20 protein-coding genes are annotated in these 23,010 nt (G+C 67.4%); 6 read left to right on the top strand and 14 right to left on the bottom strand.

Features of this window, described 5'->3' with window-relative positions; genetic code table 11:
* Positions 1 to 11: 11 nt before the first annotated feature.
* Genes BM345_RS20500 through BM345_RS20490 form a run of 3 tightly spaced genes read left to right on the top strand, consistent with a single transcriptional unit; the run spans position 12 to position 1,741 of the window.
* The gene (locus BM345_RS20500; protein ID WP_093382875.1) at positions 12 to 452 is read left to right on the top strand and encodes a MaoC family dehydratase N-terminal domain-containing protein; all 441 of its coding nucleotides are present in this window, start codon (positions 12 to 14) and stop codon (positions 450 to 452) included.
* 16 nt (positions 453 to 468) lie between these two features.
* Entirely contained in the window at positions 469 to 885 is a 417-nt protein-coding gene (locus tag BM345_RS20495; RefSeq protein WP_093382873.1) for a MaoC family dehydratase, read from the top strand.
* A gap of 31 nt (positions 886 to 916) precedes the next feature.
* Positions 917 to 1,741, top strand: coding sequence for an SDR family NAD(P)-dependent oxidoreductase (locus BM345_RS20490; protein WP_093382870.1), 825 nt, complete (start codon positions 917 to 919; stop codon positions 1,739 to 1,741).
* A gap of 194 nt (positions 1,742 to 1,935) precedes the next feature.
* On the opposite strand, the gene BM345_RS20485 is transcribed toward BM345_RS20490, so the two are convergent.
* The 8 genes from BM345_RS20485 to BM345_RS20450 form a co-directional block, all read right to left on the bottom strand.
* Positions 1,936 to 3,297, bottom strand: a complete 1,362-nt coding sequence (locus BM345_RS20485) for an MFS transporter (protein ID WP_093382868.1) — start codon at positions 3,295 to 3,297, stop codon at positions 1,936 to 1,938.
* Positions 3,298 to 3,347: 50 nt separating this feature from the next.
* On the bottom strand, positions 3,348 to 4,136 hold the full coding sequence (locus BM345_RS20480) for a 1,6-dihydroxycyclohexa-2,4-diene-1-carboxylate dehydrogenase (RefSeq protein ID WP_093382865.1): 789 nt from the start codon (positions 4,134 to 4,136) through the stop codon (positions 3,348 to 3,350).
* On the bottom strand, positions 4,133 to 5,149 hold the full coding sequence (gene benC / locus BM345_RS20475) for a benzoate 1,2-dioxygenase electron transfer component BenC (protein ID WP_093382863.1): 1,017 nt from the start codon (positions 5,147 to 5,149) through the stop codon (positions 4,133 to 4,135). Before benC ends, BM345_RS20480 begins: the two co-directional genes overlap by 4 nt.
* 23 nt (positions 5,150 to 5,172) lie before the next feature.
* Positions 5,173 to 5,658: a benzoate 1,2-dioxygenase small subunit gene (benB, locus tag BM345_RS20470; protein WP_093382860.1), complete on the bottom strand. Its 486-nt coding sequence runs from the start codon at positions 5,656 to 5,658 to the stop codon at positions 5,173 to 5,175.
* A complete protein-coding gene (gene benA / locus BM345_RS20465; RefSeq protein ID WP_093382858.1) occupies positions 5,658 to 7,040 on the bottom strand; it encodes a benzoate 1,2-dioxygenase large subunit in 1,383 nt (460 codons plus the stop codon). Before benA ends, benB begins: the two co-directional genes overlap by 1 nt.
* Before the next feature lie 147 nt (positions 7,041 to 7,187).
* Complete coding sequence (locus BM345_RS20460; protein ID WP_093382855.1) at positions 7,188 to 8,108, bottom strand: dioxygenase family protein; 921 nt, start codon at positions 8,106 to 8,108, stop codon at positions 7,188 to 7,190.
* A 56-nt stretch (positions 8,109 to 8,164) separates the two neighbouring features.
* On the bottom strand, positions 8,165 to 8,455 hold the full coding sequence (gene catC, locus BM345_RS20455; protein ID WP_093382852.1) for a muconolactone Delta-isomerase: 291 nt from the start codon (positions 8,453 to 8,455) through the stop codon (positions 8,165 to 8,167).
* 8 nt (positions 8,456 to 8,463) lie between these two features.
* A complete protein-coding gene (locus tag BM345_RS20450; RefSeq protein WP_093382850.1) occupies positions 8,464 to 9,618 on the bottom strand; it encodes a muconate/chloromuconate family cycloisomerase in 1,155 nt (384 codons plus the stop codon).
* 120 nt (positions 9,619 to 9,738) lie between these two features.
* Here BM345_RS20450 and BM345_RS20445 point away from each other — a divergent pair, with 120 nt between their 5' ends.
* Positions 9,739 to 10,659, top strand: coding sequence for a LysR family transcriptional regulator (locus tag BM345_RS20445; RefSeq protein ID WP_093382847.1), 921 nt, complete (start codon positions 9,739 to 9,741; stop codon positions 10,657 to 10,659).
* Between the two features lie 95 nt (positions 10,660 to 10,754).
* A complete protein-coding gene (locus tag BM345_RS20440) occupies positions 10,755 to 12,806 on the top strand; it encodes an alkyl/aryl-sulfatase (RefSeq protein WP_093382845.1) in 2,052 nt (683 codons plus the stop codon).
* Positions 12,807 to 12,863: 57 nt separating this feature from the next.
* Here BM345_RS20440 and metE read toward each other — a convergent pair whose 3' ends face one another.
* The gene (gene metE, locus BM345_RS20435) at positions 12,864 to 15,155 is read right to left on the bottom strand and encodes a 5-methyltetrahydropteroyltriglutamate--homocysteine S-methyltransferase (protein ID WP_093382842.1); all 2,292 of its coding nucleotides are present in this window, start codon (positions 15,153 to 15,155) and stop codon (positions 12,864 to 12,866) included.
* A 107-nt stretch (positions 15,156 to 15,262) separates the two neighbouring features.
* Between metE and BM345_RS20430 the strand changes: the two genes are divergently transcribed.
* Entirely contained in the window at positions 15,263 to 16,195 is a 933-nt protein-coding gene (locus BM345_RS20430; protein WP_093382840.1) for a LysR family transcriptional regulator, read from the top strand.
* On the opposite strand, the gene BM345_RS20425 is transcribed toward BM345_RS20430, so the two are convergent.
* From BM345_RS20425 to BM345_RS20405, 5 genes are all read right to left on the bottom strand, one after another.
* The gene (locus tag BM345_RS20425) at positions 16,186 to 17,061 is read right to left on the bottom strand and encodes an isocitrate lyase/PEP mutase family protein (RefSeq protein WP_175545095.1); all 876 of its coding nucleotides are present in this window, start codon (positions 17,059 to 17,061) and stop codon (positions 16,186 to 16,188) included. The two genes, BM345_RS20430 and BM345_RS20425, sit on opposite strands and share 10 nt — an antisense overlap.
* Positions 17,058 to 18,032 carry a Bug family tripartite tricarboxylate transporter substrate binding protein gene (locus tag BM345_RS20420; protein WP_093382837.1) on the bottom strand — a complete coding sequence of 325 codons (975 nt, stop codon included), beginning with the start codon at positions 18,030 to 18,032 and terminating at the stop codon, positions 17,058 to 17,060. Before BM345_RS20420 ends, BM345_RS20425 begins: the two co-directional genes overlap by 4 nt.
* Before the next feature lie 104 nt (positions 18,033 to 18,136).
* Positions 18,137 to 19,315 carry a 2-methylaconitate cis-trans isomerase PrpF gene (prpF, locus tag BM345_RS20415; protein WP_093382835.1) on the bottom strand — a complete coding sequence of 393 codons (1,179 nt, stop codon included), beginning with the start codon at positions 19,313 to 19,315 and terminating at the stop codon, positions 18,137 to 18,139.
* 12 nt (positions 19,316 to 19,327) lie between these two features.
* A complete protein-coding gene (gene acnD, locus BM345_RS20410) occupies positions 19,328 to 21,958 on the bottom strand; it encodes a Fe/S-dependent 2-methylisocitrate dehydratase AcnD (RefSeq protein ID WP_093382832.1) in 2,631 nt (876 codons plus the stop codon).
* 2 nt (positions 21,959 to 21,960) lie between these two features.
* On the bottom strand, positions 21,961 to 22,941 hold the full coding sequence (locus BM345_RS20405) for a Bug family tripartite tricarboxylate transporter substrate binding protein (protein ID WP_093382830.1): 981 nt from the start codon (positions 22,939 to 22,941) through the stop codon (positions 21,961 to 21,963).
* Between the last annotated feature and the right edge of the window lie 69 nt (positions 22,942 to 23,010).

Genomic DNA, 23,010 nt, shown 5'->3' with positions numbered 1-23,010 from the left:
GCACCCCAGAGATGATCGACAAGAAACACATCGGCAAGCAGCTGCCGGGCTTCAAGGCGGTGGCCGAGGCCGGCCAGCTGCGCTTCTTCGCCAAGGCCATCGGCGAGACCGATCCGGTCTACTTCGACGACTCGGCCGCGCGCGACGCGGGCCACCCCGGCCTGCCGCTGCCGCCCACCTTCTTCTTCTCGTTGGAGTTCACCCAATCGTCGGCCGGCTGGCGCGGCGAGCTGGGCATCGAGCCCTCGCGCATCCTGCACGGCGAGCAGCAGTTCACCTATCACCGAATGGCCTACGCCGGCGACACCCTGCAGTACGAGAGCCGCATCGCCGACATCTACGACAAGAAGAACGGTGCGCTGGACTTCGTGGTGCGCGAGACCCGCGTGAGCAACCAGAAGGGCGAGCACGTGGCCGACCTGCGAAGCATCCTGGTGCAGCGCAACGGGTGAAGGAAGGACAAGCAACATGACCAAGATCCGCTTCGACGACCTGAAGGTGGGCGACACCCTGCCCCCGCTGGCGCTGCCGGCCATCGACCGCACCACGCTGGCCCTGTTCGCCGGCGCCTCGGGCGACCACAACCGCATCCACATCGACACCGACTACGCCCGCAAGGCCGGCATGCCCGACGTGTTCGCGCACGGCATGCTGTCCATGGCGTACCTGGGCCGGCTGCTCACGCAGTGGGCGGACCAGCGCCAGATCCGCAGCTTCGGCGTGCGCTTCCAGGGCATCACGCACCTGGGCCACCAGATCACCTGCACCGGCAAGGTGGTGCAGAAGTTCGAGGTCGACGGCGAGCAGCGCGTGAAGCTCGAGGTGCAGACGGCCAACCAGTACGGCGACATCAAGGTGGTGGGTGACGCCATCGTGGCGCCCTGATTCCACCTGTTCATTCAAACGAGACAAAGACATGACCCAGAAACTCGAAGGCAAGGTGGCCCTGGTCACCGGCTCGGGCCGCGGCATCGGCCAGGCCATCGCACTGAAGCTCGCCGGCGAAGGCGCGCGCATCGTCATCAACGACCTGGACGCGGATCCGGCGAACGAGACGGTGGAGATGATCAAGGCCGCCGGCGGCGACGCCGTGGCCTGCGTGGGCAGCGTGACGGCGCCGGACTTTGCCGAGCGCTACGTCAAGACGGCGGTCGATGCGTACAAGGGCATCGACATCATCGTGAACAACGCCGGTTACACCTGGGACGACGTGATCCAGCGCATGACGGACGAGCAGTGGTACGCCATCCTGGACTGCCACATGACGGCACCCTTCCGAATCCTCCGCGCGGCCTATCCCGTCATCAAGGCGAAGGCAGCGGCCGAGGCGGCCGAGGGCCGCGAGGTGTTCCGCAAGGTGGTGAACATCTCTTCGGTATCGGGCCTGCAGGGCAACGCGGGACAGATCAACTACTCGGGCGCCAAGGCCGGCGTGACCGGCATGACCCGCGCGCTGGCGCGCGAGTGGGGCCGCCTGAAGGTGAACGTGAACGCGGTGGCCTTCGGCCTGATCCTGACCCGCATGACCTCGGCCGACGCCAAGGCAGGCGCGACGGTGAAGATCGACGGCCGCGACATCCGCATTGGCATCAGCCCCGACCTGCTGGCCACGCACGCCCAACGCTGCCCGCTGGGCCGCGCCGGCACGACCGAGGAAGCAGCGGGCGCGGTGTACCTGTTCTGCTCGCCCGAATCCAACTACATCACCGGCCAGACGGTCGCGGTGTCCGGAACGCCCTGAGCCAGGGCGCGCCCGACATGCGCATCGCCGAGGGTCCGCGCAGCGACAGTGCGGGTCTAGTCCCGGCGGTCCTTGACCGGAGGCGTTCCCTCGTCGATCAATCGGCCGAAAGCCTCCACCTGCCGCCAGATGGCGTTTGCAATCGCGCGCAACCACCGAAGCATGTCGAACGTTGAAAACTGCATGGCCGCCAGCTACTTGGCCGCTACCGCGGGTTTCGCCACCATGGAAGGTGCGGCCGCCTTCTGCGCACCCGTGGAGCGTCCATGGTTGATCAGTGCCACCGCGACGGCCGCGATGACGGCCGGGATCGCGATGGCCATGAAGTTCTGCTGCAGAGGCAGCGCCAGCCCCACCAGGCTGCCGATCACGATCGGCGCCAGGATCGCGCCGCTGCGCCCCACGCCGGACGCCCAGCCGATGCCGGTGGCACGCACCGCCATCGGGTAGAACTGCCCCACGTAGGCATAGGTGACGATCTGCGTCCCGATGGTCGACGCGCCCGCCAGGCCCACCAGGAGAAACAGAATCTCCGTCGGCACGCGGTAGCCCAGCAGGGTGATGGACACCGCCGCCAGGGCGTACATGCCGACCAGCACGTACTTGATGTGGAAACGGTCCGCGAGCCAGCCGCCACCCACCGCCCCCACCATGGCGCCGAAGTTCAGCACCAGCACGAAAGTCAGGGCCGAGCCCAGGCTGTAGCCGGCGCCGGCCATCAGCTTGGTCAGCCACGAGCTGAGGGCATACACCATGAACAGGCACATGAAGAAGGCGACCCAGAACATCACGGTGCTGAAGCCCCGGCCTTCCTGGAACAGGCGTCCGATCGGTGCGCTGGCGGCCTTGTCTTCACGCGGCAGGGCGAAGCGGTCGCCGGCGCTCGGCCGATAGGCTGGGTCCAGGCGCGCGGCGAGCCGCTGCAACTCCTCCACCCGCTGCGACTTGATGAGGAAGGGCATCGACTCGGGCATCGACTTCAGGATCGCCGGGACCAGCAGCACCGGCAGCCCGGCCGCCAGGAACACCGAGGGCCAGCCATAGGCTTCCAGCAGGCCCTTGCCGAGCAACGCGGCCAGCATGCCGCCGACCGCATAGCCGCTGAACATCAGCGTGACCATGGTGCTGCGAATGCGGCGCGGCGCGTATTCCGTCATCTGCGCGACCACGTTGGGCATCACGCCGCCGATGCCCAGGCCGGCCAGGAAGCGCATCACGCTGAAGCTGACCGGCTCGTGGGTCAGGCCCGCCGCCGCGGTGAAGACGCTGAAAAGCGCGACGCAGATCACGATGGCGCGCCGCCGGCCGATCCGGTCGGCGATGGTGCCCAGGAAGATCGCGCCGAACATCATGCCGAACAGCGCCGAGCTGACCATGAAGCCGGCGTTGGTCGGGCTCACGCCCATCTCCTTCATGATCGACGGAAGCGCGATCCCGGCGACCGCCAGGTCATAGCCGTCGAAGATGATGATCAGGGCGCACCAGAAGAGAACCAGCCGGTGGAAGCCATTGAAGCGGGCCTCGTCGGCCAGCTTGTGAAGGTCGATCTCGCGCATGGTGGGGTCTCGCTGTTCAGGAAGTGACTGGGTGGCCGGCGCCAGGCGCGTCAGCCGAGATCGCCGCCACCCACGGGCACGACGGTGCCGGTGATGTAGGAGGCTTCGTCGGAGGCGAGGAACAGGATCGGCGCGACCTGCTCCTCGATGCTTCCGTAGCGGTGCATGAGGCTGGAGTCGACCGTCTGGTCGACCACGCCCTGGTACCAGGCGGCTTCCTGGCGAGTGGCCTTGGCCTTCGATGCATTCCGGGGCACCCGGCGCGGCGGCGCGTCGGTGCCGCCCGGCGCGGTGGCATTGATGCGGATGCCGTTGCGCGTGTGCTCCATGGCAAGCGACGCGGTCATCGCGTTGATGCCGCCCTTGGCCGCCGAATAGGGCACCCGGTGCACACCGCGCGTCGCGACGGACGACACGTTGACGATGGCGCCGCGCTTCTTCTTCACCATGAAGGGCAGCACCGCGCGGCAGGACCACAGCGTGGGGAAGAGCGAGCGCCGGATCTCGGCCTCGATCTGCGCCTCTTCGTAGTGCTCGAAAGGCTTGGCCCAGATCGTGCCGCCGACGTTGTTGATGAGAACGTCCACGCGCTTGAACTGCGCCAGGCATTGCGCGACCATGGCCTGCGCACCGGCAAGCGTCTCCAGGTCGGCCTGGAAGCCCAATGCCCTGCCGCCACCCTCCTCGATCTCGGCCACCACCTCGTGGACGATGCCCGCGCGATCGACCGCCAGCACCGTGCCGCCTTCGGCCGCCACCCGCAGTGCCACGCCGCGACCGATGCCCTGGGCCGCACCGGTCACGATGACCACCTTGTTGCCGAAGCGACCGGGGCTCATGCTGGCACCGCCTCGTTGGACGAGGAGAACTTCTCGAAGTGGAAGCTCCTGGGCGCGACGCCGATGCCCGCCATCCACTTGCGCACGCCCTCCACCATCGGCGGCGGACCACAGACGTACACGTCGACATTGCCCTCGTGGAGGTCGTCGCCCGACAGGTGGCTGGTGACGTAGCCCAGCCTGGGGTGCGCGCTGTCCTCGTCCACCACGCAGGTGAAATAGTCGAAGTCGGGCAGGCTGGCCTTCAGCGCCGCAAGCGTGTCGAGCTCGACCAGGTCCTCGTCGCCGTTCACGCCGTAGGCCAGGCGGATCGGCTGGCCGGTCGGATTGTCCTTCAACCACAGCAGCATCGACAGGAAGGGGGCCAGGCCGGTGCCGCCCGCGAGCATCAGGATCGGGCGCACGGCGGGTCGCAGGTAGAAGCTTCCGTAGGGCCCCGTGAACATCATGAAGTCCTCCGGCTGGGCCGTCCTGCGCATGTAGGTGCTCATCAGGCCGTCGGGCACGTCGCGGATCAGGAACGAGAGCTCGCTGGAGTTCGGGGCGGAGCTGAACGAGTAGGAGCGCGTCTGCTTGCTTCCGGGCACCATCAGGTTGACGTACTGGCCGGGCAGGAAGGCCAGTGGCCGCTCCGCCTGCAGCTGGAAGCTCACCGTGGTGGACGAATCGCGCTGGATCCGCGCCAGCTTGCCGCCGTGCGTGCCGACTTCCGTCTTGCACGCGGCCGACGATGCCGGCACGCGCACCACGCAATCCGAGGTGGGCTTCATCTGGCAGGTCAGCACGTAGCCGTTAGCCGCCTCGTCGTCGGCCAGCGCGTCCTCGATGTAGTCGCCCATCGTGAAGCTGCCGCTTTCGCAGTGGCACTTGCAGGTGCCGCAGGCGCCGTCGCGGCAGTCCAGCGGGATGTTGATCTTGGCGCGGTAGGCCGCGTCGGCCACCAGTTCGTTGGGCTCGCACGGGATGATGCGCGACACACCGTCCTCGAACTGCAATGCAATGTTGTAGGTCATGGCTTGTCTCCTGTCCCCAGGGGTCAGATGTGATAGATGTCGAGCAGGTGGTGGATGTAGTCGTTCTTCAGCACGACGTACTTGCGCTTGATCAGCGGCTTCTCCCCGCGCGTGTCCAACGTGTATTGCGAGCTGCCGAAGTACACGTCGACGATGTCGTAGCGAAAGCTGTGGGTGGTCCAGTTAAAACTGACGACGCACTCGTTCTCGTCCTGCGACAGCACCTCGAGGTTGTTGATCGCGTGGCCGGTGCGCGTGTCGGGCATGGTGGCGCTCGAGCGCTCGGTCTGGATGCGGAACACCCGGTCTTCCAGCCCCTGCTTGTCGGGGTAGTAGATGAGCGAGACCTCGTTGCTCGGGTCCGTCGTGAGGCGGTCGTCGTCGTCCCAGGAGGGCATGAAGAACTCGGCGTCGTCGGCGTAGCAGGCGAGCCAGTCGGCCCAGCGGCTCTCGTCCAGGGCGCGCGCCTCCGAGTACACGAAGGCCTGGAGGGCTTGGTAGGACAGCATCACAGCGCTCCTTCCGTCAACTCACCCTGCTCGGCGCCATAGGCCTTCTTCATGGTCGCGAGCCAGTACTCGTGCTGGCCGATGTACAGGCCCTCGTCCTCGGTCTTGATGCAGCTCATGTCCGGCTTCAGGCCGATCAGGTCGGCGGTGGCGTCCGGCCCCTTGATCCAGTGCGTGGCGCCGCGGCTCATGTCGTTCCACTTCACGGCGCGCGCGCCGTAGCCGTGCTGGCAGGAGCGGAACTCCTCCAGGTCGTCGGGCGTGGCCATGCCGGTCGCGTTGAAGAAGTCCTCGTACTGGCGCAGGCGCCGCGTGCGCGCTTCGGGCGCTTCACCTTTGGGTGCGATGCAGTAGATCGTCACCTCGGTCTTGTTCACCGCGATCGGCCGCACGATGCGGATCTGCGAGCTGAACTGGTCCATCAGGTAGACGTTGGGGTACAGGCACAGGTTGCGCGACTTGCCCAGCATCCAGTCCGCGCGCGCCTCGCCGAACTTCTCGATCCATTCGCCGCGCTGCGCATACAGCGGCCGGTCTTCCGGGTTCGACCAGTTGGTCCACAGCAGCAGGTGGCCGTGCTTGAAGGTGTAGGAGCCACCGCCCTGCTGCGCCCACTTGCCGGCGTTCATGGCCTTCACGGTGTCGACCTTGCCGTCGCTGCTGCGGCGGCTGGTAGTGGCCGCGTAGTTCCAGTGCACCGACGAGACGTGGTAGCCGTCGGCACCGTTCTCCGCGCCCAGCTTCCAGTTGCCGTCGAAGGTGTAGGTGGATGCGCCGCGCAGCACCTCCAGGCCCTCGGGCGACTGGTCCACGATCATGTCGATGATCTTGGCCGCCTCGCCCAGGTGCTCCGCGAGCGGTACGACGTCCGGATTGACGCTGCCGAACAGGAAGCCGCGGTAGTTCTCGAAGGCCCCCAGCCTGGTCAGGTCGTGGCTGCCCTCGCAGTTGAAGCTCGGCGGGTAGCCGGCCTCGGCGCTGTTGTCCTTCACCTTGAGCAGCTTGCCGGCGTTGCTGAAGGTCCAGCCGTGGAAGGGGCAGGTGAAGCTGGACTTGTTGCCCTTCTTGTGGCGGCACAGGATCGCGCCGCGGTGCGTGCAGGTGTTGGCCAGGGCGTTGAGCTTGCCGTCCTTGCTCCGCGTGATGACCACCGGCTGGCGGCCCACGTAGACGGTCAGGTAGTCGTTGACGTTGGGGATCTGGCTCTCGTGCGCGAGGTAGACCCAGTTGCCCTCGAAGATGTGCTTCATCTCCAGGTCGAACAACTGCTCGTCGGTGAACACGGAGCGGTCCAGGCGGTGCACTTGCTTGACCGGATCGTCTTCGAGCAAGGCGTCCAGCTGGGCGAGCCTGGTGGTCTGCACGGGGTAGATGGGGATCATGGGGTCTCCAGGGGGCGTTGGGCGGCGATTCGCTGCAAAGGGGGTCGTCGCAAAGCCGAAGCGCGCTGCTTCACCATCGACGATCGGAGTTGGGAAAGAGCTCCTGGCCGGTCGGCTCGCGCCGGCGCAGGAGTGGTGGGCCTCAGCTCAGGCGAGTGCGCGTGCCACGCGGGCCTGGGGCGCCGCTTCGCTTTCGTCGGCGGCCGGCTGCATGACGAAGTCGAAAGGCACGCGGGTGAAGGGCTCCTTCACGCCGAGCGATTCGTAGCCCTTGGCGGACGTGTTCTTCTCCAGCTTGAGGATCAGGCCGTCGCGCGTGGCGAAGGCGAAGTCGTCGTCGATGAAGCTGTCGCCCGGCACGTTGACCTGCGTGGTCAGCGTGCGCAGCCCGGGTGCGACCACCAGGAAGTGGATGTGGGCCGGACGGTTGCCATGGCGGCCGATCGCGCTGAACAGCTCGGAGGTCGGGCTGTTCGGCGGAATTGCGTAGCCCGGCGGCAGGAAGCTGCGAAAGCGGTAGCGGCCCTGCGCATCGGTCTCGATGCGGCGGCGCAGGGCGTACTCGGCCTGGTCGGGGTCGAAGTGCGAGTAGCGGCCCAGCTCGTTGGCGTGCCAGACGTCGATGATCGCGCCGGCCACGGGCTGGCCGTTCACATCGACCACGCGTCCTTCCATGACCATCGTCTCGCCGCGCTGCGCCTCGCCCGCCTCGTCGACACGCGTCTCGTACTTCGACAGCGGCGCGCCGGCGATGTAGAGCGGGCCTTCGATGGCGCGCGGCGTGCCTGCGTTGCGGCCGGCGCGCTCGTCGGCTTCGTCCAGGCGGATGTCCAGCAGGCGATCAAAGCCCAGGCCGGCGGTGATGAGCCCGGCCTGGCCGCCCGAGCACAGGCGCGAGAGCCAGTCGACACCGGCCCAGAACTCGTCGGGCTGGATGTCCAGCTCATCGATGGCGCGGAACAGGTCGCCGACGATGCGTGCGCTGATCTTCTGCACGCGCGGGTTGCCGTTGGGCCGGTTCGAGTGCTTCACGCGTTGCAGTAGCTGGGTTTGGGTCAGGTCGCTCATGGTTGTCTCCTTCGGGTCGTGGGTTCGGTGGGGTGGGTCGGGTGCTTCGGATGGGATCAGCGGTCGTCTTGCCGGATGGAAGAGCCGTGGCGGCACAGCGGCTGCACGACGATGTCCATGTAGGGAAACAGGGGCAGCGTCATCAGCGTGTGGTGCAGCGCGGCGTTGTCCGCCACGTCGAAGACGCTGACGTTGGCGTAGCGGCCGGCGATGCGCCACAGGTGGCGCCAGACGCCATCGCGCTGCAGGCCCTGGGCGATTTCCTTCTCGCGCGCCTTGAGTTGCTCGGCTTCAGCCTTCGGCATGTCGTGCGGCAGGCGGACGGTCATTTCGACGTGGAAGAGCATGGTGGTCCTCAGGCAGTGACGGCAACGGGTTGCGACGCGCGGTCGCGGCGGTAGAAGGCGAGCTTGTCGAGGTCGAGCTGCACGCCCAGGCCTGGCACCTGGGGCAACTGCAACTCGAAGTCACGGAACTCGGGGCGCTTAACGACGACGTCATCCTTGAGCAGCAGCGGGCCGAACAGCTCCGTGCCCCAGGCAAGCGTCGGGCAGGCCGCGAACACATGCGCCGCGGCAATGCTGCCGATGCTGCCTTCGAGCAGGGTGCCGCCGTAGATGCCCATGCCGCCCGCATCGGCCACCGCCGCGGCACGCAGCGTGGGCCACAGGCCACCCGCTTGCGAGATCTTCAGTGCGAAGACATCGGCCGCGGCATCGGCGGCCAGGTCGAAGGCGTCGGTGGCGTCGTGCACCGCCTCGTCGGCCATGATGGCCACGTCGAAGCGGGCCGCGAGCCGCCGGAGGGCGCCGCGATTGCGCCGCGCCACGGGTTGCTCTATCAGGCTCACGCCGATGGCCTCGAGTGCGGCGACGCCGCGCACGGCGGTGGGCTCATCCCAGGCCTGGTTGACGTCGACGGTCAGCATCACCTCTTCGCCCAGGCCGCGGCGGATGGCTTGCACATGGGCCAGGTCGTCGGCCAGCGGGTGGCTTCCGATCTTCAGCTTGAAGACCTTGTGGCGACGCGCCTCGATCAATGCGAGGGCCTCGTCGACGTCGCGCGTGGCATCGCCGCTGGCAAGGGTCCACAGCACCGGCAGGGCATCGCGCACCGCGCCGCCGAGCAGCGCGTGCACCGGCAGGCCCAGCCGCTGGGCCTGCGCGTCGAGCAGCGCGATCTCCACGGCCGACTTGGCGAACGAATTGCCCTGCACCGAGGCCGACACGCGCTGCATCGCGCCGTTGATGCGGGTCGCATCCGTGCCGACCAGCAGCGGGGCGATGTAGGTGTCGATGGCGCTCTTGATGCTCTCGGGGCTCTGGTCGCCATAGGCCAGGCCGCCGATGGTGGTGGTCTCGCCGACACCGCTGATCTCGTCGCTGCACAGAAGGCGCACGATCACGAGCGTCTGGCGCATCATGGTGGTCATCGCCAGCTTGTGGGCACGGATGGTCGGCAGGTCGACCAGGATGGCCTCGATGGACTGGATGGTGGGGCTCGTGTTCATGGGTGGAATGTTCGTTTCCACGAGCGCTTTGGTCCAATATCGATTGGGTCCGGCAAAATACCTTTGAGGTATACGGCCATCGGGTTACTACCAATCCGCCTTCATGCAGGAGGAAGATCCATGCACCTCGAGTTGCGTCACCTGCGTTACTTCTGCGCCGTCGCGCGCGAGTTGAGCTTCAGCCGCGCGGCCGAGCAGCTGCACATCGCGCAGCCGCCCCTGAGCCGGCAGATCCGCACGCTCGAAGAGGAACTCGGCGCCGAACTGCTGGACCGCAGCTCGCGGCCCCTGCGCCTCACCACGGCCGGGCGCTACTTCCAGATCCAGGCGCAGCAGATGCTCGACCGCATGCAGGAAGTGCAGGCCGCCACGGCACGCATCGCGGGCGGCAGGCGCACCTGGTATGCCATCGGCTTTGCGCCATCGACGCTTTACGGCAAGTTGCCGGACGTGATCCGGCAGTTCCGCCAGGCGCACCCCACGGTCGAACTGCACCTGCACGAGATGACGACGGTGCAGCAGATGGAAGGGCTCAAGGCCGGCCGCATCGACATGGGCTTCGGGCGGCTCTCCTTCGACGACGACGACGTCGTGGGGGAACTGGTGCGCAACGAGCCCGTGATGGTGGCGTTGCCGGCGAACCATCGGCTGGTCAAGCACAAGCAGATCACCCTCGCCAAGCTGGCCTCGGAGCCGCTGTTGCTCTACCCCGCCAAGCCGCGGCCGAGCTATGCCGACCAGGTGCTGGAGATGTTCCAGTCGCGCGGGCTGAAACCCACGGTGGCGCTCGAATCCAACGAAGTGCAGACCGCGATCGGCCTGGTGGTGGCGGGCCTGGGCTACGCGCTGGTGCCGCAGTCGGTGCAGAACCTGCACCGCGAGGGCGTGCTCTACCTGCCCCTGGGCGACGAAGGCGTGAGCACGCCGGTCGTGATGAACCGCCGTCGCAATGACGAATCCGAACTGACGGCTTACCTGGCCGAGATGGTCCGCGCGTTGCCCTCGTCGGTGCGCAGCATGGCGAGGCAGGCGCAGGCCTGAACACTGCTCCGCGTACCGGTTCGACGACAGACAAATCCAACTACAGTACGCCCAGACGGAGCCACCCCGGCATCCGTCATCAGGGAGTTGAAAAAATGTCTACAAGACTCGTCTTGGGGAGCCGCGCGCTCCTCTGCGCCAGCGCGCTCGCGCTGCTGGCACTCCAGGGTTGTTCGGGCTCGAACGACACCAGCAAAGCCCAGGCCTCGCAAGCCGCACCGTCCGGCGATCCGCTGCCGGTCGGCGTGGCCACCGAGCACACGCGCCTGGCCAACGCCGCCGTGCTCAAGGAACTGGACTTCAGTGACAAGGCCGCCTACGCGGCGGCGCAAAAGGGCTTCATCGCCAGGCTCGACGACCCGAAGATCCTCGGCAAGGATGGCAACTACATGAGCGAGAAAGGCGTGGTCTATGACGCCTCGAAGCTCGACTTCCTCAACAATGCCGCCGAGGCGCCGCCCACTGCCAACCCCAGCCTCTGGCGCCAGGCGCAGATCAACAACGTGCAGGGCCTGTACAAGATCGCCGAGCGCATCTACCAGTTCCGCGGCTACGACATCACCAACCTCACCCTCATCGAGGGCAAGACCGGCTGGATCCTGGTCGACCCCAACATCTCGCCCAACGTCGCGGCCGCCGGCCTCAAGCTGGCCAACGAGAAGCTGGGTGCGCGGCCGGTCAAGGCCATCCTCATCACGCACAGCCACGGCGACCACTTCGGCGGCATGCTGGGCGTCACCACGCTGGAAGACATCAAGGCGGGCAAGGTGCAGGTCATCGTGCCCGAGGCCTTCATGGAAGAGGCGGTGAGCGAGCAGCTCTACACCGGCAACATCATCGACCGGCGCTCGGGCTTCTCCTACGGCTTCAACCTGCCCACCGGGCCGGCGGGCACCATCACCAACGGCCTGGGCGTGCCGGCCGCGCAGGACATCGTCACCCTCGCGCCGCCCACGCAGGTCGTGAGCCGTACCGGGCAAAAGCTCACCGTGGACGGGCTGGACGTGGTGTTCCAGATGGCGCCCCACACCGAAGCGCCGGCCGAGATGCTGTTCTACTTTCCGCAGCTCAAGGCCCTGTGCCTGGCCGAGGACGGCAACCAGCTGATGCACAACCTCTACTCCATCCGCGGCACCAAGGTGCGCGACGCGCGCGTGTGGGCGCAGACGCTCAACACCGCGCTCGAGATGTTCGGCGCCGACGCGCAGATGGCCTTCAGCCCCCACACCTGGCCGGTGTACGGCAACGAGAGCATCCGCACCTTCCTGGGCAAGCAGCGCGACATGTACAAGTACATCAACGACCAGTCGCTGCGCCTGGCCAACAACGGCTACGACGCGGTCGAGATCTCCAACATGATCAAGCTGCCGCCTTCGCTGGACAAGGAGTTCTACAACCGCGGCTACTACGGCGCGCTCAAGCACAACGCGCGTGCGGTGTACGACTTCTACCTGGGTTACTTCAACGGCAATCCGGCCGAGCTCGACCCACTGCCGCGCATCGACGCGGCCAGGCTCTACGTGGAAGCCATGGGCGGCATCGACAACGTGCTCAAGCTGGGCCGCAAGGCCTTCGACGCGGGCGACTACCGCTGGACCGCACAGCTGGTGAACCACGCCGTGTATGCCGACCCCGAGAACAAGGCCGCTCGCGAACTGCAGGCCGCGGCGCTGGAACAGATGGGCTTCCAGGCCGAGTCCGCCACCTGGCGCGGCTTCTACCTGACTGCTGCCATGGAACTGCGCCAGTACGGTGGCGAGCGCCGCCACACGCGGCCCATCATCGACCCGGCGACCATCCCCGTTCCCATGGCCGTGGACTACCTGGCCGCGCTGGTGGACCCGGCCAAGGCGCAGGGCAAGGCGATCCGCGTCGGCCTGGCCCTCGGCAAGCAGAAGTACACGCTGCGCCTGGAGAATTCGGTGCTCAACCTGGGCCAGCCCTTCCCGGGCGAGAAGCTGGACGCGAGCTACACGCTCGACCAGGCCACCTTCGGCCGCATCGTCAAGGCGCAGGCCAAGGCAGCCGACGAAGCGAAGTCCGGCGCGCTCAAGGCGGACGGGAACGCCGCCGCGCTGGATGACATCGTCGCCGTGTTCAGCATGCCCAGCACGGACTTCCCGCTGGTGTGGCCCAACAAGCCATAAGCACGCGAGACCATCGAGTGGAAGCGGGCGCCTCAGCGCCCGCTTTTTCGTTGCCGCTCAGGCGGCCGCGCGCAAGACCTTCGCGGCGGACACCATGTTCCTCAACGCGGGAAGCACCTCGGCCCACTGGCGCGTCTTCAGCCCGCAGTCGGGGTTCACCCACAAGCGCTCGGCCGGGATGCGCTGCGCCGCCTTCCTCATCAGCTGCACGATGTGCTCCTGCGTCGGGATGTTGGGCGAGTGGATGTCGTACACGCCCGGCCCGATCTCGTTCGGATAGTTGAAGCTGTCGAAGGCATCGAGCAGTTCCATGTCCGACCGGGAGGTCTCGATGGTGATCACGTCGGCATCCATGTCCGCGATGGACGCGATGATGTCGTTGAACTCCGAATAGCACATGTGGGTGTGGATCTGCGTCTGGTCGCGCACGCCGTTGGCCGTGATGCGGAAGGACTCGACGGCCCAGTCCAGGTACTCCTTCCACTGCGACTTGCGCAGCGGCAGGCCTTCGCGCAGCGCCGCCTCGTCGATCTGGATGACGCGCACACCGGCCTTCTCCAGGTCCAGCACTTCCTTTCGGATGGCCAGGGCGAGCTGCCTGCACGAGGCTGCGCGCGGCTGGTCGTCGCGCACGAAAGACCAGTTCAGGATGGTGACGGGCCCGGTCAGCATGCCCTTCATCGGCTTGCGGGTCAGCGACTGGGCATAGGTGATCCAGTCCACCGTCATCGCGCGCGGACGGCTGATGTCGCCGAACAGGATGGGCGGCTTCACGCAGCGCGAGCCATAGGACTGCACCCAGCCGAACTGGCTGAAGGCGTAGCCGTCGAGCTGCTCGCCGAAGTACTCCACCATGTCGTTGCGCTCGGCCTCGCCATGCACCAGCACGTCCAGCCCGAGCGACTCCTGCTCGCGCACGCTGCGCTCGATCTCGGCCTTCATGGCTTTCGCGTAGCCAGCCTCGTCCAGGCGTCCGGCCTTGAATTCGCTGCGCGCGTGGCGGATCTCCGCCGTCTGCGGGAAGGAGCCGATGGTGGTGGTCGGGTAGGCCGGCAGCTTCAGGAAGGCGGCCTGCTGGGCCGCGCGCTGACCATAGCCGCTTTCGCGCTGGCCCATCTGGCGGCTGATGCGCGCCACTGCCGCCTGCACTTCGGGGTTGTGCACGCGCGGCGAAGTGCGGCGCGAATTGAGCGCGGCGCGGTTGGCGGACAGCGCCTCCTTCACCGCATCGCGGCCCCGGTTCAGGGCGGCCGCCAGCACGCGCAGTTCGTCCAGCTTCTGCAGCGCGAAGGCCAACCAGGACTGGAGGTCCGGGTCCAGCTTCTTCTCGCTCGCCAGGTCCACGGGCACGTGCAGCAGCGAGCAGGATGGCGCGATCCACAGGCGCTCGCCCAGCCGCTCGGCGATGGGCTCCAGCCAGTCGAGCGCGGCGCCCAGGTCGGTCTTCCAGATGTTGCGTCCGTTGATCACGCCCAGCGACAGCACCTTGTGCGGCGGCAGCATGCTCAGCAAGGGCAGCACGTCCTCGCGGCCGTTGATGGCGTCCACGTGCAGGCCGGCCACGGGCAGGTTGGCGGCCAGGTACTTGTTGTCCTGCAGCTGCCCGAAGTAGGTGGCCAGCAGGACCTTCACGCGGCAGCTCTTGAGCTGGTGGTAGGCGGTGTTGAAGGCGTGCTGCCATTGCGCATCCAGCTCGGTCACGAGCAGGGGCTCGTCGATCTGCACCCATTCCACGCCCTGGGCCCCGAGTGCGTCCAGCAACTGCGCATACACCGGCAGAAGGCGCGGCAACAGTTCCAGCTTGTCCGAGTCGTCCTTGGCCTTGCCCAGCGCCAGGTAGGTCACGGGGCCCACGATGACCGGCTTGGCCTTCACGCCTTGCGCCTTCGCCTCGGCCAGCTGCGCCAGCAGGCGCGACGCGTCCAGCCTGAACTCGGTGGACGCGCTGAACTCGGGGACGATGTAGTGGTAGTTGGTGTCGAACCACTTGGTCATCTCGCCGGCGGCGACACCGCCGCAGCAGGCGCCGTGGTCTTCGCCCGTCTGGGCCGAACGGCCACGGGCCACGCGGAAGTAGTTGTCCAGCGCATCGCCGTGGAAGCCCTGCACGCGCTCGGGCAGGTTGCCCAGCAGGAAGCTGGTGTCCAGCACCTGGTCGTAGAAGGAGAAGTCGCCCACGGGCACCAGGTCGATGCCGGCCTGGTCCTGCCAATGGCGCTGGCGCAGTTGCGCGCCCAGGTCCTTCAGGGAGTCGCGGGTGGACTCGCCTTTCCAGTAGGCCTCCAGCGCGAACTTCAATTCGCGCTTCGCGCCAATGCGGGGGAATCCGAGGTTGTGGGTGGTCGTCATGGAGATGGAGGCGGTGGTACAGAGCCGTTCAAGCGAAGGGCCCGATGCTAGGCACCCAACTCCATGAAGTAAAATGGTCTTATCTCACGTATCGATGAATTTCCCTCATGCTTGAACGCGTGCACCTGGCCATCGTCCAGGAGGTCGAGAAGCAGGGCTCGCTCACCGCGGCCGCCGGCGTGCTGTGCGTCACCCAGTCGGCACTGAGCCACAGCATGAAGAAGCTGGAGCAGCAGCTGGGCACCGACATCTGGCTGCGCGAGGGCCGAAGCCTGCGCCTCACGCAGGCCGGCCAGTACCTGCTGGCCGTGGCCAACCGGGTGCTGCCGCAGCTGGACCTGGCGGAAGAGCGCCTGGGCCAGTTCGCGCAGGGCGAGCGCGGCACGCTGCGCATCGGCATGGAATGCCATCCCTGCTACCAGTGGCTGCTGAAGGTGGTGTCGCCCTACCTGGCCGCATGGCCCGACGTGGACGTGGACGTGCGGCAGAAATTCCAGTTCGGCGGCATCGGCGCGCTCTTCGGCTACGAGATCGACCTGCTGGTCACGCCCGACCCGCTGTTCAAGCCGGGCCTGCACTTCGAGCCCGTGTTCGACTACGAGCAGGTGCTGGTGGTGTCAGCCAAGCATCCGCTGGCGGGCGAGTCCCACGTCAAGCCGCGGCAGCTGACGCAGGAAGTGCTCATCACCTACCCGGTGGACATCGACCGGCTGGACATCTACAACCAGTTCCTGCTGCCCGCCGGCGTCACGCCCAAACGGCACAAGACCATCGAGACCACCGACATCATGGTGCAGATGGTGGCCAGCGGCCGCGGCGTGGCGGCGCTTCCGCGCTGGCTGGTACAGGAGTACGCGCAGAAGATGGACGTGGTGCCCGTGCGGCTGGGCGCGCGCGGCGTGGCCAAGCAGATCTACCTGGGCGCACGTGATTCGGACACCGGCATCGACTACCTCAAGGCCTTCATCGGGATGGCCCGCAAGGTCGGCGACGCCTACCCAGGCGGCAGCGCTGCGAAGAAGAAGCCGGCTCAGGTGTAGCGCTTTTCCAGCGCGTCCCATTCGGGCTTGCCCACCAGCCGCTGCCGCTCCGCAAAGGGCGTGACCAGGCCGCTGGACTCCTGCACTTCCTTGGCGTCGCGCAGCACGGTCAAGGCCTTCTGCATGCCGGCCAGCGCGCCTTGCAGCGCCGCGTTGGCATAGAGCACGATGCCGTAGCCCATGCCGCCCAGTTCGTCGGCGCTGAAGATGGGCGTCTTGCCGCCGATCACCATGTTCATCAACTGCGGCTTGGCCAGGCGCTTGGGCAGCGCGCGGATCTCGTCCTCGGTGGTCACGGCCTCGACGAAGAGGATGTCGGCGCCGGCCTCGGCGAACTTCTGCGCGCGCTCGATGGCCGCCTCGAAGCCATGGACTGCCGCCGCATCGGTGCGGGCCATGATCATGAAATCCGCATCCTGGCGCGCATCGACGGCTGCCTTGATCTTGCTGACCGCCTCCTCGGTGGGGATGACCTCCTTGCCCGAGAAATGGCCGCAGCGCTTGGGCGCGACCTGGTCCTCCAACTGGATGCAGTCGGCCCCCGCGCGCTCCAGCACGCGCACCGTGTGGCGCACGTTGAGCGCATTGCCGAAGCCGGTATCGGCGTCCACGATCAGCGGCAGGCTCACCGCGTCGCGGATGCGCGCTGTGTGGTCGGCGATCTCGTGCAGCCCCATGAAGCCCTGGTCCGGCATGCCGAACCACATGTTGGTGACGCCGGCGCCGGTGATGTAGAGGGCCTCGAAGCCCAGGTCCTCGATGACCCTGGCGGACAGGGCGTTGAAGGCGCCCGGCACCAGCACGCCACGGCGCGCCTCGGCCAGTGCGCGCAGGGTCTTGCGGGTGCTGCTGGAACTCATCTTCATTCTTCCTTCATTCCCGTGGCCTTGACCACGGCGCCCAGGCGGGTCCGTTCCTCGTCCACGAATTTCACGAACGATGCGCGCGTGCCGCCGATGGGCTCGATGCCCATGTCCTTGAGGCGCTTCACCGTGGCGGGGTCCTTCATGGCCTGGTTCACCGCATCGGCCATCTTGTCGAGGATGGCTTGCGGCGTGCCGGCCGGCGCATGCACGCCGGCCCAGTGCGCGATGCGGATGTCGTCGAAGCCCAGCTCGATGGCCGTGGGCAGTTGCGGGTAGGCCGAGATGCGCTGCGTCCAGGTGGTGGCCAGCGGCTTGAGCTTGCCGGCCTTGATGTAGGGCAGCACCACGATGCTCGCCTCCGAAGTGGCTTCCACCTGGTTGCCCAGCACGGCGGTGATCGACTCGGAGCCGCTCTTGTAGGGCACCAGGTCCAGCTTGGCGCCGTAGTTCTTTTCCAGGATGCCTTCGACGAAGTGCGGGGTGCTGCCGGTGCCGGCGGTCGCGAAGTGCAGGCCCTTGCCCTTCTTGGAAGCGGCAACGAATTCCTTCAGGTCCTTGTAGGGCGCGTCGGCCGGCGCCACGATCACCGACGGCGCCAGGCCGATCATGGCCACGGGCACCAGGTCGCTGTCCTTGTAGGGCACCTTGCGGATCATGCTGTTGGAGACCACGCCCGCGGCGCTGATCAGGAAGGTGTAGCCATCGGGCGCGCTCTTGGCCACCACGTCGGTGCCCAGCATGGCGCCGGCGCCTGGCTTGTTGTCGACGATGATGGGCTGGCCCAGCACCTTGGATGCGCCTTCCGCAGCCGCGCGACCCAGGAGGTCGTTGGCACCGCCTGCCGAGAAGGGCACGACGAAGCGGATCGGCTTGCTGGGCCAGGCCTGTTGGGCGGATGCTGTGCCGGCCACCAATGCGCAGGCCGACAGCGCCAGCACTGCGGTGCGCCGGCGAATGAGTGCAGTGTTCATGGTGCTGCTCCTTGAGTCTTGATGTTGTGCTTTGGATGCCGGACAGGCCGGCAACGAGCATGATGCGCCCGCCTGCCCGCCGCCGCAAACCCTTTGGGCGCTGCTCAAGCCGGCACCCGCACCCACCCTTCCATCAGCACCCGGGCGCTGCGGCTCATCTGCGCCTTGGTGACGACCCACTGGCCGCCTTCGCGATGCGCCTGCGCGCCCACGCGCAGGGTGCCGGAAGGATGGCCGAAGCGAACCGCCTCGCGCTCGCCGCCCCCGGCAGCCAGGTTGACCAGCGTGCCGGGCACCGCTGCCGCCGTGCCGATGGCCACCGCCGCCGTGCCCATCATCGCGTGGTGCAACTGGCCCATGGACAGTGCGCGCACCAGCAGGTCCACCTCCGCCGCACGAACCTCCTTGCCGCTGGATGCGACGTAGTCCGCCGGCGGCGCCACGAAGGCGATCTTGGGCGTGTGCTGGCGCGTCGCGGCTTCGGACACCTCGCGGATCAGCCCCATCTTCACCGCGCCCCAGGCGCGGATGGCCTCGAAGCGCGCCAGGGCCGCCTTGTCGCCGTTGATGGCGCCCTGCAATTCGGTGCCGGTGTAGCCGATGTCGCTGGCGTTCAGGAAGATGGTCGGAATGCCGGCGTTGATGAGCGTGGCCTTGAAGCAGCCCACGCCGGGCACTTCCAGCTCTTCCACCAATTGGCCGGTGGGGAACATCGCGCCGCCGTCCTCGCCATCGTCGGCCGGATCCATGAATTCGAGTTGCACTTCCGCCGCGGGAAAGGTCACGCCATCGAGTTCGAAGTCGCCCGTCTCCTGCACCTGCCCGTCGGTGATGGGCACATGCGCGACAATGGTCTTGCCGATGTTGGCCTGCCAGATGCGCACGGTGCACAGGCCGTTGCGCGGAACGCGCTCGGCATCGACAAGCCCGTTGGCGATGGCGAAGGGGCCGACGGCCGCCGACAGGTTGCCGCAGTTGCCGGACCAGTCCACGAAGGCCTTGTCGATCGCGACCTGCCCGAACAGGTAGTCCACGTCATGGCCGGGCCGCGTGCTCTTGGAGAGGATCACCGTCTTGCTGGTGCTCGACGTGGCGGCGCCCATGCCGTCGATCTGCTTGCCGTAAGGATCCGGGCTGCCGATCACGCGCAGCAGCAGGCGGTCGCGCGCGGCGCCGGGCTTCTGCGCCGCCTCAGGCAGATCCTGCAGGCGGAAGAACACGCCCTTGCTGGTGCCGCCCCGCATGTAGGTGGCGGGAATCTTGATCTGCGGTGCGAATGCCATTCGTGCGTCCGTTCAGGCTGCCTGGGCAGCCGATGCGAGAAAGTCCTGTGCGAAGCGCTGCAGCACGCCGCCGGCCTCGTACACCGACACCTCCTCGGCCGTGTCGAGCCTGCAGGTCACGGGCACCTGCAGCGTCTGGCCTCTGCGGCGGTGGACCACCAGTGTCAGCTCGGCGAGTGGCGTGCGCCCGCCCACCACATCGTAGGTCTCGGTGCCATCCAGTTCCAGCGTGAGGCGATTCGTTCCCTGCTTGAACTCCAGGGGCAGCACGCCCATGCCGATGAGGTTGGTGCGGTGGATGCGCTCGAAACCCTCGGCTACCACGGTCTCCACGCCGGCCAGGCGCACGCCCTTGGCGGCCCAGTCGCGGCTGGAGCCCTGGCCGTAGTCGGCGCCAGCGATCACGATCAGCGGCTGGCGGCGGTTCAGGTAGGTCTCCATCGCCTCCCACATGCGCACCACGCGGCCTTCGGGCTCGATGCGCGCCAGCGACCCGGACTTCACGCTGCCGTCGGCGTTGCGGACCATCTCGTTCTTCAGCGTGGGGTTGGCGAAGGTGGCGCGCATCGCGGTGAGGTGGTCGCCGCGGTGCGTGGCGTAGGAATTGAAGTCTTCCTCCGGCAGGCCCATGCGGTGCAGGTACTCGCCGGCCGCGGAGTCTCTCAGGATCGCGTTGGAGGGCGAGAGGTGGTCGGTGGTGATGTTGTCCGGCAGCAGCGCCAGGGGGCGCATGCCCGTCAGCGTGCGCGGGTTGGCGGCCAGCGCGCCCACGCCCTCGGTGTCCCAGTAGGGTGGGCGGCGGATGTAGGTGGACTGCGGGCGCCAGTCGTACTGAGGGCTCACGGCCTCCTCGTCGTCGGCGCGGATGGCGAACATCGGCTCGTAGACCTGGCGGAACTGAGCCGGCTTCACGCTCGCCGCGACGATGGCGTCGATCTCCGCGTCGGCGGGCCAGATGTCCTTCAGGCGGACTTCCTCGCCCCCCTGGTCCAGCCCGAGCACGTCCTGCTCGATGTCAAAGCGCACCGTGCCCGCGATGGCGTAGGCGACCACCAGCGGCGGCGAAGCCAGGAAGGCCTGCTTGGCATAAGGATGGATGCGGCCGTCGAAGTTGCGGTTGCCCGAGAGCACGGCGGTGGCGTACAGGTCGCGCTCGATGATCTCCTGCTGGATCTCCGGCGCCAGCGCGCCGCTCATGCCGTTGCAGGTGGTGCAGGCGAAGGCGACGATGCCGAAGCCCAGCTTCTCCAGCTCGCCCAGCAGGCCGGCTTCCTGCAGGTACAGCTCCACCGCCTTCGATCCGGGCGCGAGCGAAGTCTTCACCCAGGGTTTGCGCAACAGCCCGCGCGCATTGGCGTTGCGCGCCAGCAGCGCCGCCGCGATCACGTTGCGCGGATTCGACGTGTTGGTGCAGCTGGTGATGGCAGCGATGATCACCGCGCCGTCGGGCATCAGGCCCTGCGCCTCTTCCGCGAGCGCCTTGTCCAGGCCGACGGCGATGCCGCGCTCGCGCAGCGCGCTGGTGGGCAGCCGCCGGTGCGGGTTGGACGGGCCGGCCATGTTGCGCACGACCGTGGACAGGTCGAAGCGCAGAACGCGTTCGTACTGCGCGGTCTCCAGCGCGCTGGCCCAGAAGCCAGCCGCTTTCGCATAGGTCTCGACGAGCTTCACCTGCGCGTCCTCGCGGCCGGTGAGCCGCAGGTAGTCGATCGTCTGCTCGTCGATGTAGAACAGCGCGGCGGTGGCGCCGTACTCCGGGCACATGTTGGAGATGGTCGCGCGGTCGCCGATCGACAGGGTCTTTGCGCCCTCGCCGAAGAACTCGACGTACGCGCCCACCACCTTCTCCTGTCGCAGGAACTCGGTGAGCGCCAGCACGATGTCGGTGGCGGTGATGCCGTCCTGCCGGCGCCCGGTGAGCTCCACGCCCACGATGTCGGGCAGGCGCATCCAGGAGGCGCGTCCCAGCATCACGTTCTCGGCCTCCAGGCCGCCCACGCCGACGGCTATGACGCCCAATGCATCCACGTGCGGCGTGTGGCTGTCGGTGCCCACGCAGGTGTCGGGGAAGGCGACGCCATCGCGTACATAGACCACCGGTGACATCTTCTCCAGGTTGATCTGATGCATGATCCCGTTCCCCGCCGGGATCACGTCCACGTTGTCGAAGGCCTTCTTCGTCCATTCGATGAAGTGGAAGCGGTCCTCGTTGCGGCGGTCTTCGATCGCGCGGTTCTTGCGAAAGGCGTCGGGGTCGAAGCCGCCGCACTCCACGGCCAGCGAGTGGTCCACGATGAGCTGCACCGGCACCACCGGGTTCACCGCGGCCGGATCGCCGCCTTGCGAGGCGATGGCATCGCGCAGTCCGGCCAGGTCCACCAGCGCGGTCTGGCCCAGGATGTCGTGGCACACCACGCGCACCGGGAACCACGGGAAGTCCAGGTCGCGTCGGCGCTCGATCAATTGCGCGAGGTAGGCCTGGAGCTGCACGGGGTCGGCGCAGCGCACCAGGTTTTCGGCATGCACGCGCGCGGTGTAGGGCAGCGTGGCCCAGGCGCCGGGGCGCAGGGCGTCGACCGCGCCGCGTGCATCGAAATAGTCCAGCGCGGTGCCGGGAAGAGATTGGCGATACAGATGATTCAAGCTCAATCAGCCTTGATGTTGTTGTCCTTGACGACCTTCGCGTAGCGCGGAATTTCCGTCTTGATGAGGTTGCCGAAGGCTTCCAATGTGCCGCCTGCGGGCGACACGCCGGTGGGCTCCAGCTTGGCCACCAGCTCGGGGCCCTTCAGGCCCGTGTTGAGCGCTGCGTTGATCTTGGCGATGATGGCCGGCGGCACGCCCTTGGGCGCAATGAGGCCGTGCCACGCGACCACGTCGTAGTCGCCCAGGCCCTTCGTCTCGGCCACCGGCGGGATGTCGGGGTAGGCCGGCTGGCGCTGTTTCGTCGTCACGGCCAGGGCGCGCAGGCGGCCCGACTTGACGTGCGGCATCAGCGCCTCGGTGCCGGCCACCAGCATGTCGACGTTGCCCGCCACCAGGTCCGTCACGGCCGGGCCGGTGCCCTTGTAGGGCACGTGCGTGGCCTTCACCTTGGCCATGCCGAACATGTACTCGGTGGCGATGTGCAGGTGGCTGCCGTTGCCGGCCGAGGCAAAGGTCAGCTTCTCGGGGTTCTTCCGCGCATATTCCAGCAGTTCTTCCAGGCTCTTGGCCTGCACCTTGGCCGGGTTGACGCACACCACGTACGCGCCCTTGGAGAGCTGGATCACCGGTACCATGTCGCCCACCGGATCGAACTTCAGCTTGTAGAGCGAGGGGTTGACCGTGTAGCTGCCCGCCACCAGCAGCAGCGTGTAGCCGTCGGGCGGGGTATGCAGCGCGATCTCGGTGCCCAGCGTGCCGCCGGCCCCGGGGCGGTTGTCGACCACCACCGGCTGGCCCAGCCCCTTGGCGAGCAGGTCGGCGCCCACGCGTGCGATGAAGTCGGAGCCACCGCCGGGCGCGAAGGGGCACACGATGCGGATGGGCTTGCTGGGGTAGGCGTCCTGCGAGCGCGCGAGCATCGGCAGCGGCGCGGCGAGGCTGGCGATGGCGGCGGAGAAGGTGCGGCGGCGAAGCGTCATGACTTGAAAATCTCCAGTGTTGTAGTGGTGGGTCGCAGGCAGATGCAACCCTGCCCGGATGCTAGTACG

It is taken from the genome of Variovorax sp. OV329 (assembly GCF_900114785.1).
Lineage (GTDB): Bacteria > Pseudomonadota > Gammaproteobacteria > Burkholderiales > Burkholderiaceae_C > Variovorax.
This window is presented reverse-complemented; position numbering and strand designations above follow the sequence as displayed.

Excerpts from the sequence above, each read along its gene's own strand:
- BM345_RS20500 (WP_093382875.1), top strand. The coding sequence starts at position 12 with ATGATCGACAAGAAACACATCGGCAAGCAGCTGCCGGGCTTCAAGGCG.
- BM345_RS20495 (WP_093382873.1), top strand. The coding sequence starts at position 469 with ATGACCAAGATCCGCTTCGACGACCTGAAGGTGGGCGACACCCTGCCC.
- BM345_RS20490 (WP_093382870.1), top strand. The coding sequence starts at position 917 with ATGACCCAGAAACTCGAAGGCAAGGTGGCCCTGGTCACCGGCTCGGGC.
- BM345_RS20485 (WP_093382868.1), bottom strand. The coding sequence starts at position 3,297 with ATGCGCGAGATCGACCTTCACAAGCTGGCCGACGAGGCCCGCTTCAAT.
- BM345_RS20480 (WP_093382865.1), bottom strand. The coding sequence starts at position 4,136 with ATGAGCCCCGGTCGCTTCGGCAACAAGGTGGTCATCGTGACCGGTGCG.
- benC (WP_093382863.1), bottom strand. The coding sequence starts at position 5,149 with ATGACCTACAACATTGCATTGCAGTTCGAGGACGGTGTGTCGCGCATC.
- benB (WP_093382860.1), bottom strand. The coding sequence starts at position 5,658 with ATGCTGTCCTACCAAGCCCTCCAGGCCTTCGTGTACTCGGAGGCGCGC.
- benA (WP_093382858.1), bottom strand. The coding sequence starts at position 7,040 with ATGATCCCCATCTACCCCGTGCAGACCACCAGGCTCGCCCAGCTGGAC.
- BM345_RS20460 (WP_093382855.1), bottom strand. The coding sequence starts at position 8,108 with ATGAGCGACCTGACCCAAACCCAGCTACTGCAACGCGTGAAGCACTCG.
- catC (WP_093382852.1), bottom strand. The coding sequence starts at position 8,455 with ATGCTCTTCCACGTCGAAATGACCGTCCGCCTGCCGCACGACATGCCG.
- BM345_RS20450 (WP_093382850.1), bottom strand. The coding sequence starts at position 9,618 with ATGAACACGAGCCCCACCATCCAGTCCATCGAGGCCATCCTGGTCGAC.
- BM345_RS20445 (WP_093382847.1), top strand. The coding sequence starts at position 9,739 with ATGCACCTCGAGTTGCGTCACCTGCGTTACTTCTGCGCCGTCGCGCGC.
- BM345_RS20440 (WP_093382845.1), top strand. The coding sequence starts at position 10,755 with ATGTCTACAAGACTCGTCTTGGGGAGCCGCGCGCTCCTCTGCGCCAGC.
- metE (WP_093382842.1), bottom strand. The coding sequence starts at position 15,155 with ATGACGACCACCCACAACCTCGGATTCCCCCGCATTGGCGCGAAGCGC.
- BM345_RS20430 (WP_093382840.1), top strand. The coding sequence starts at position 15,263 with ATGCTTGAACGCGTGCACCTGGCCATCGTCCAGGAGGTCGAGAAGCAG.
- BM345_RS20425 (WP_175545095.1), bottom strand. The coding sequence starts at position 17,061 with ATGAAGATGAGTTCCAGCAGCACCCGCAAGACCCTGCGCGCACTGGCC.
- BM345_RS20420 (WP_093382837.1), bottom strand. The coding sequence starts at position 18,032 with ATGAACACTGCACTCATTCGCCGGCGCACCGCAGTGCTGGCGCTGTCG.
- prpF (WP_093382835.1), bottom strand. The coding sequence starts at position 19,315 with ATGGCATTCGCACCGCAGATCAAGATTCCCGCCACCTACATGCGGGGC.
- BM345_RS20405 (WP_093382830.1), bottom strand. The coding sequence starts at position 22,941 with ATGACGCTTCGCCGCCGCACCTTCTCCGCCGCCATCGCCAGCCTCGCC.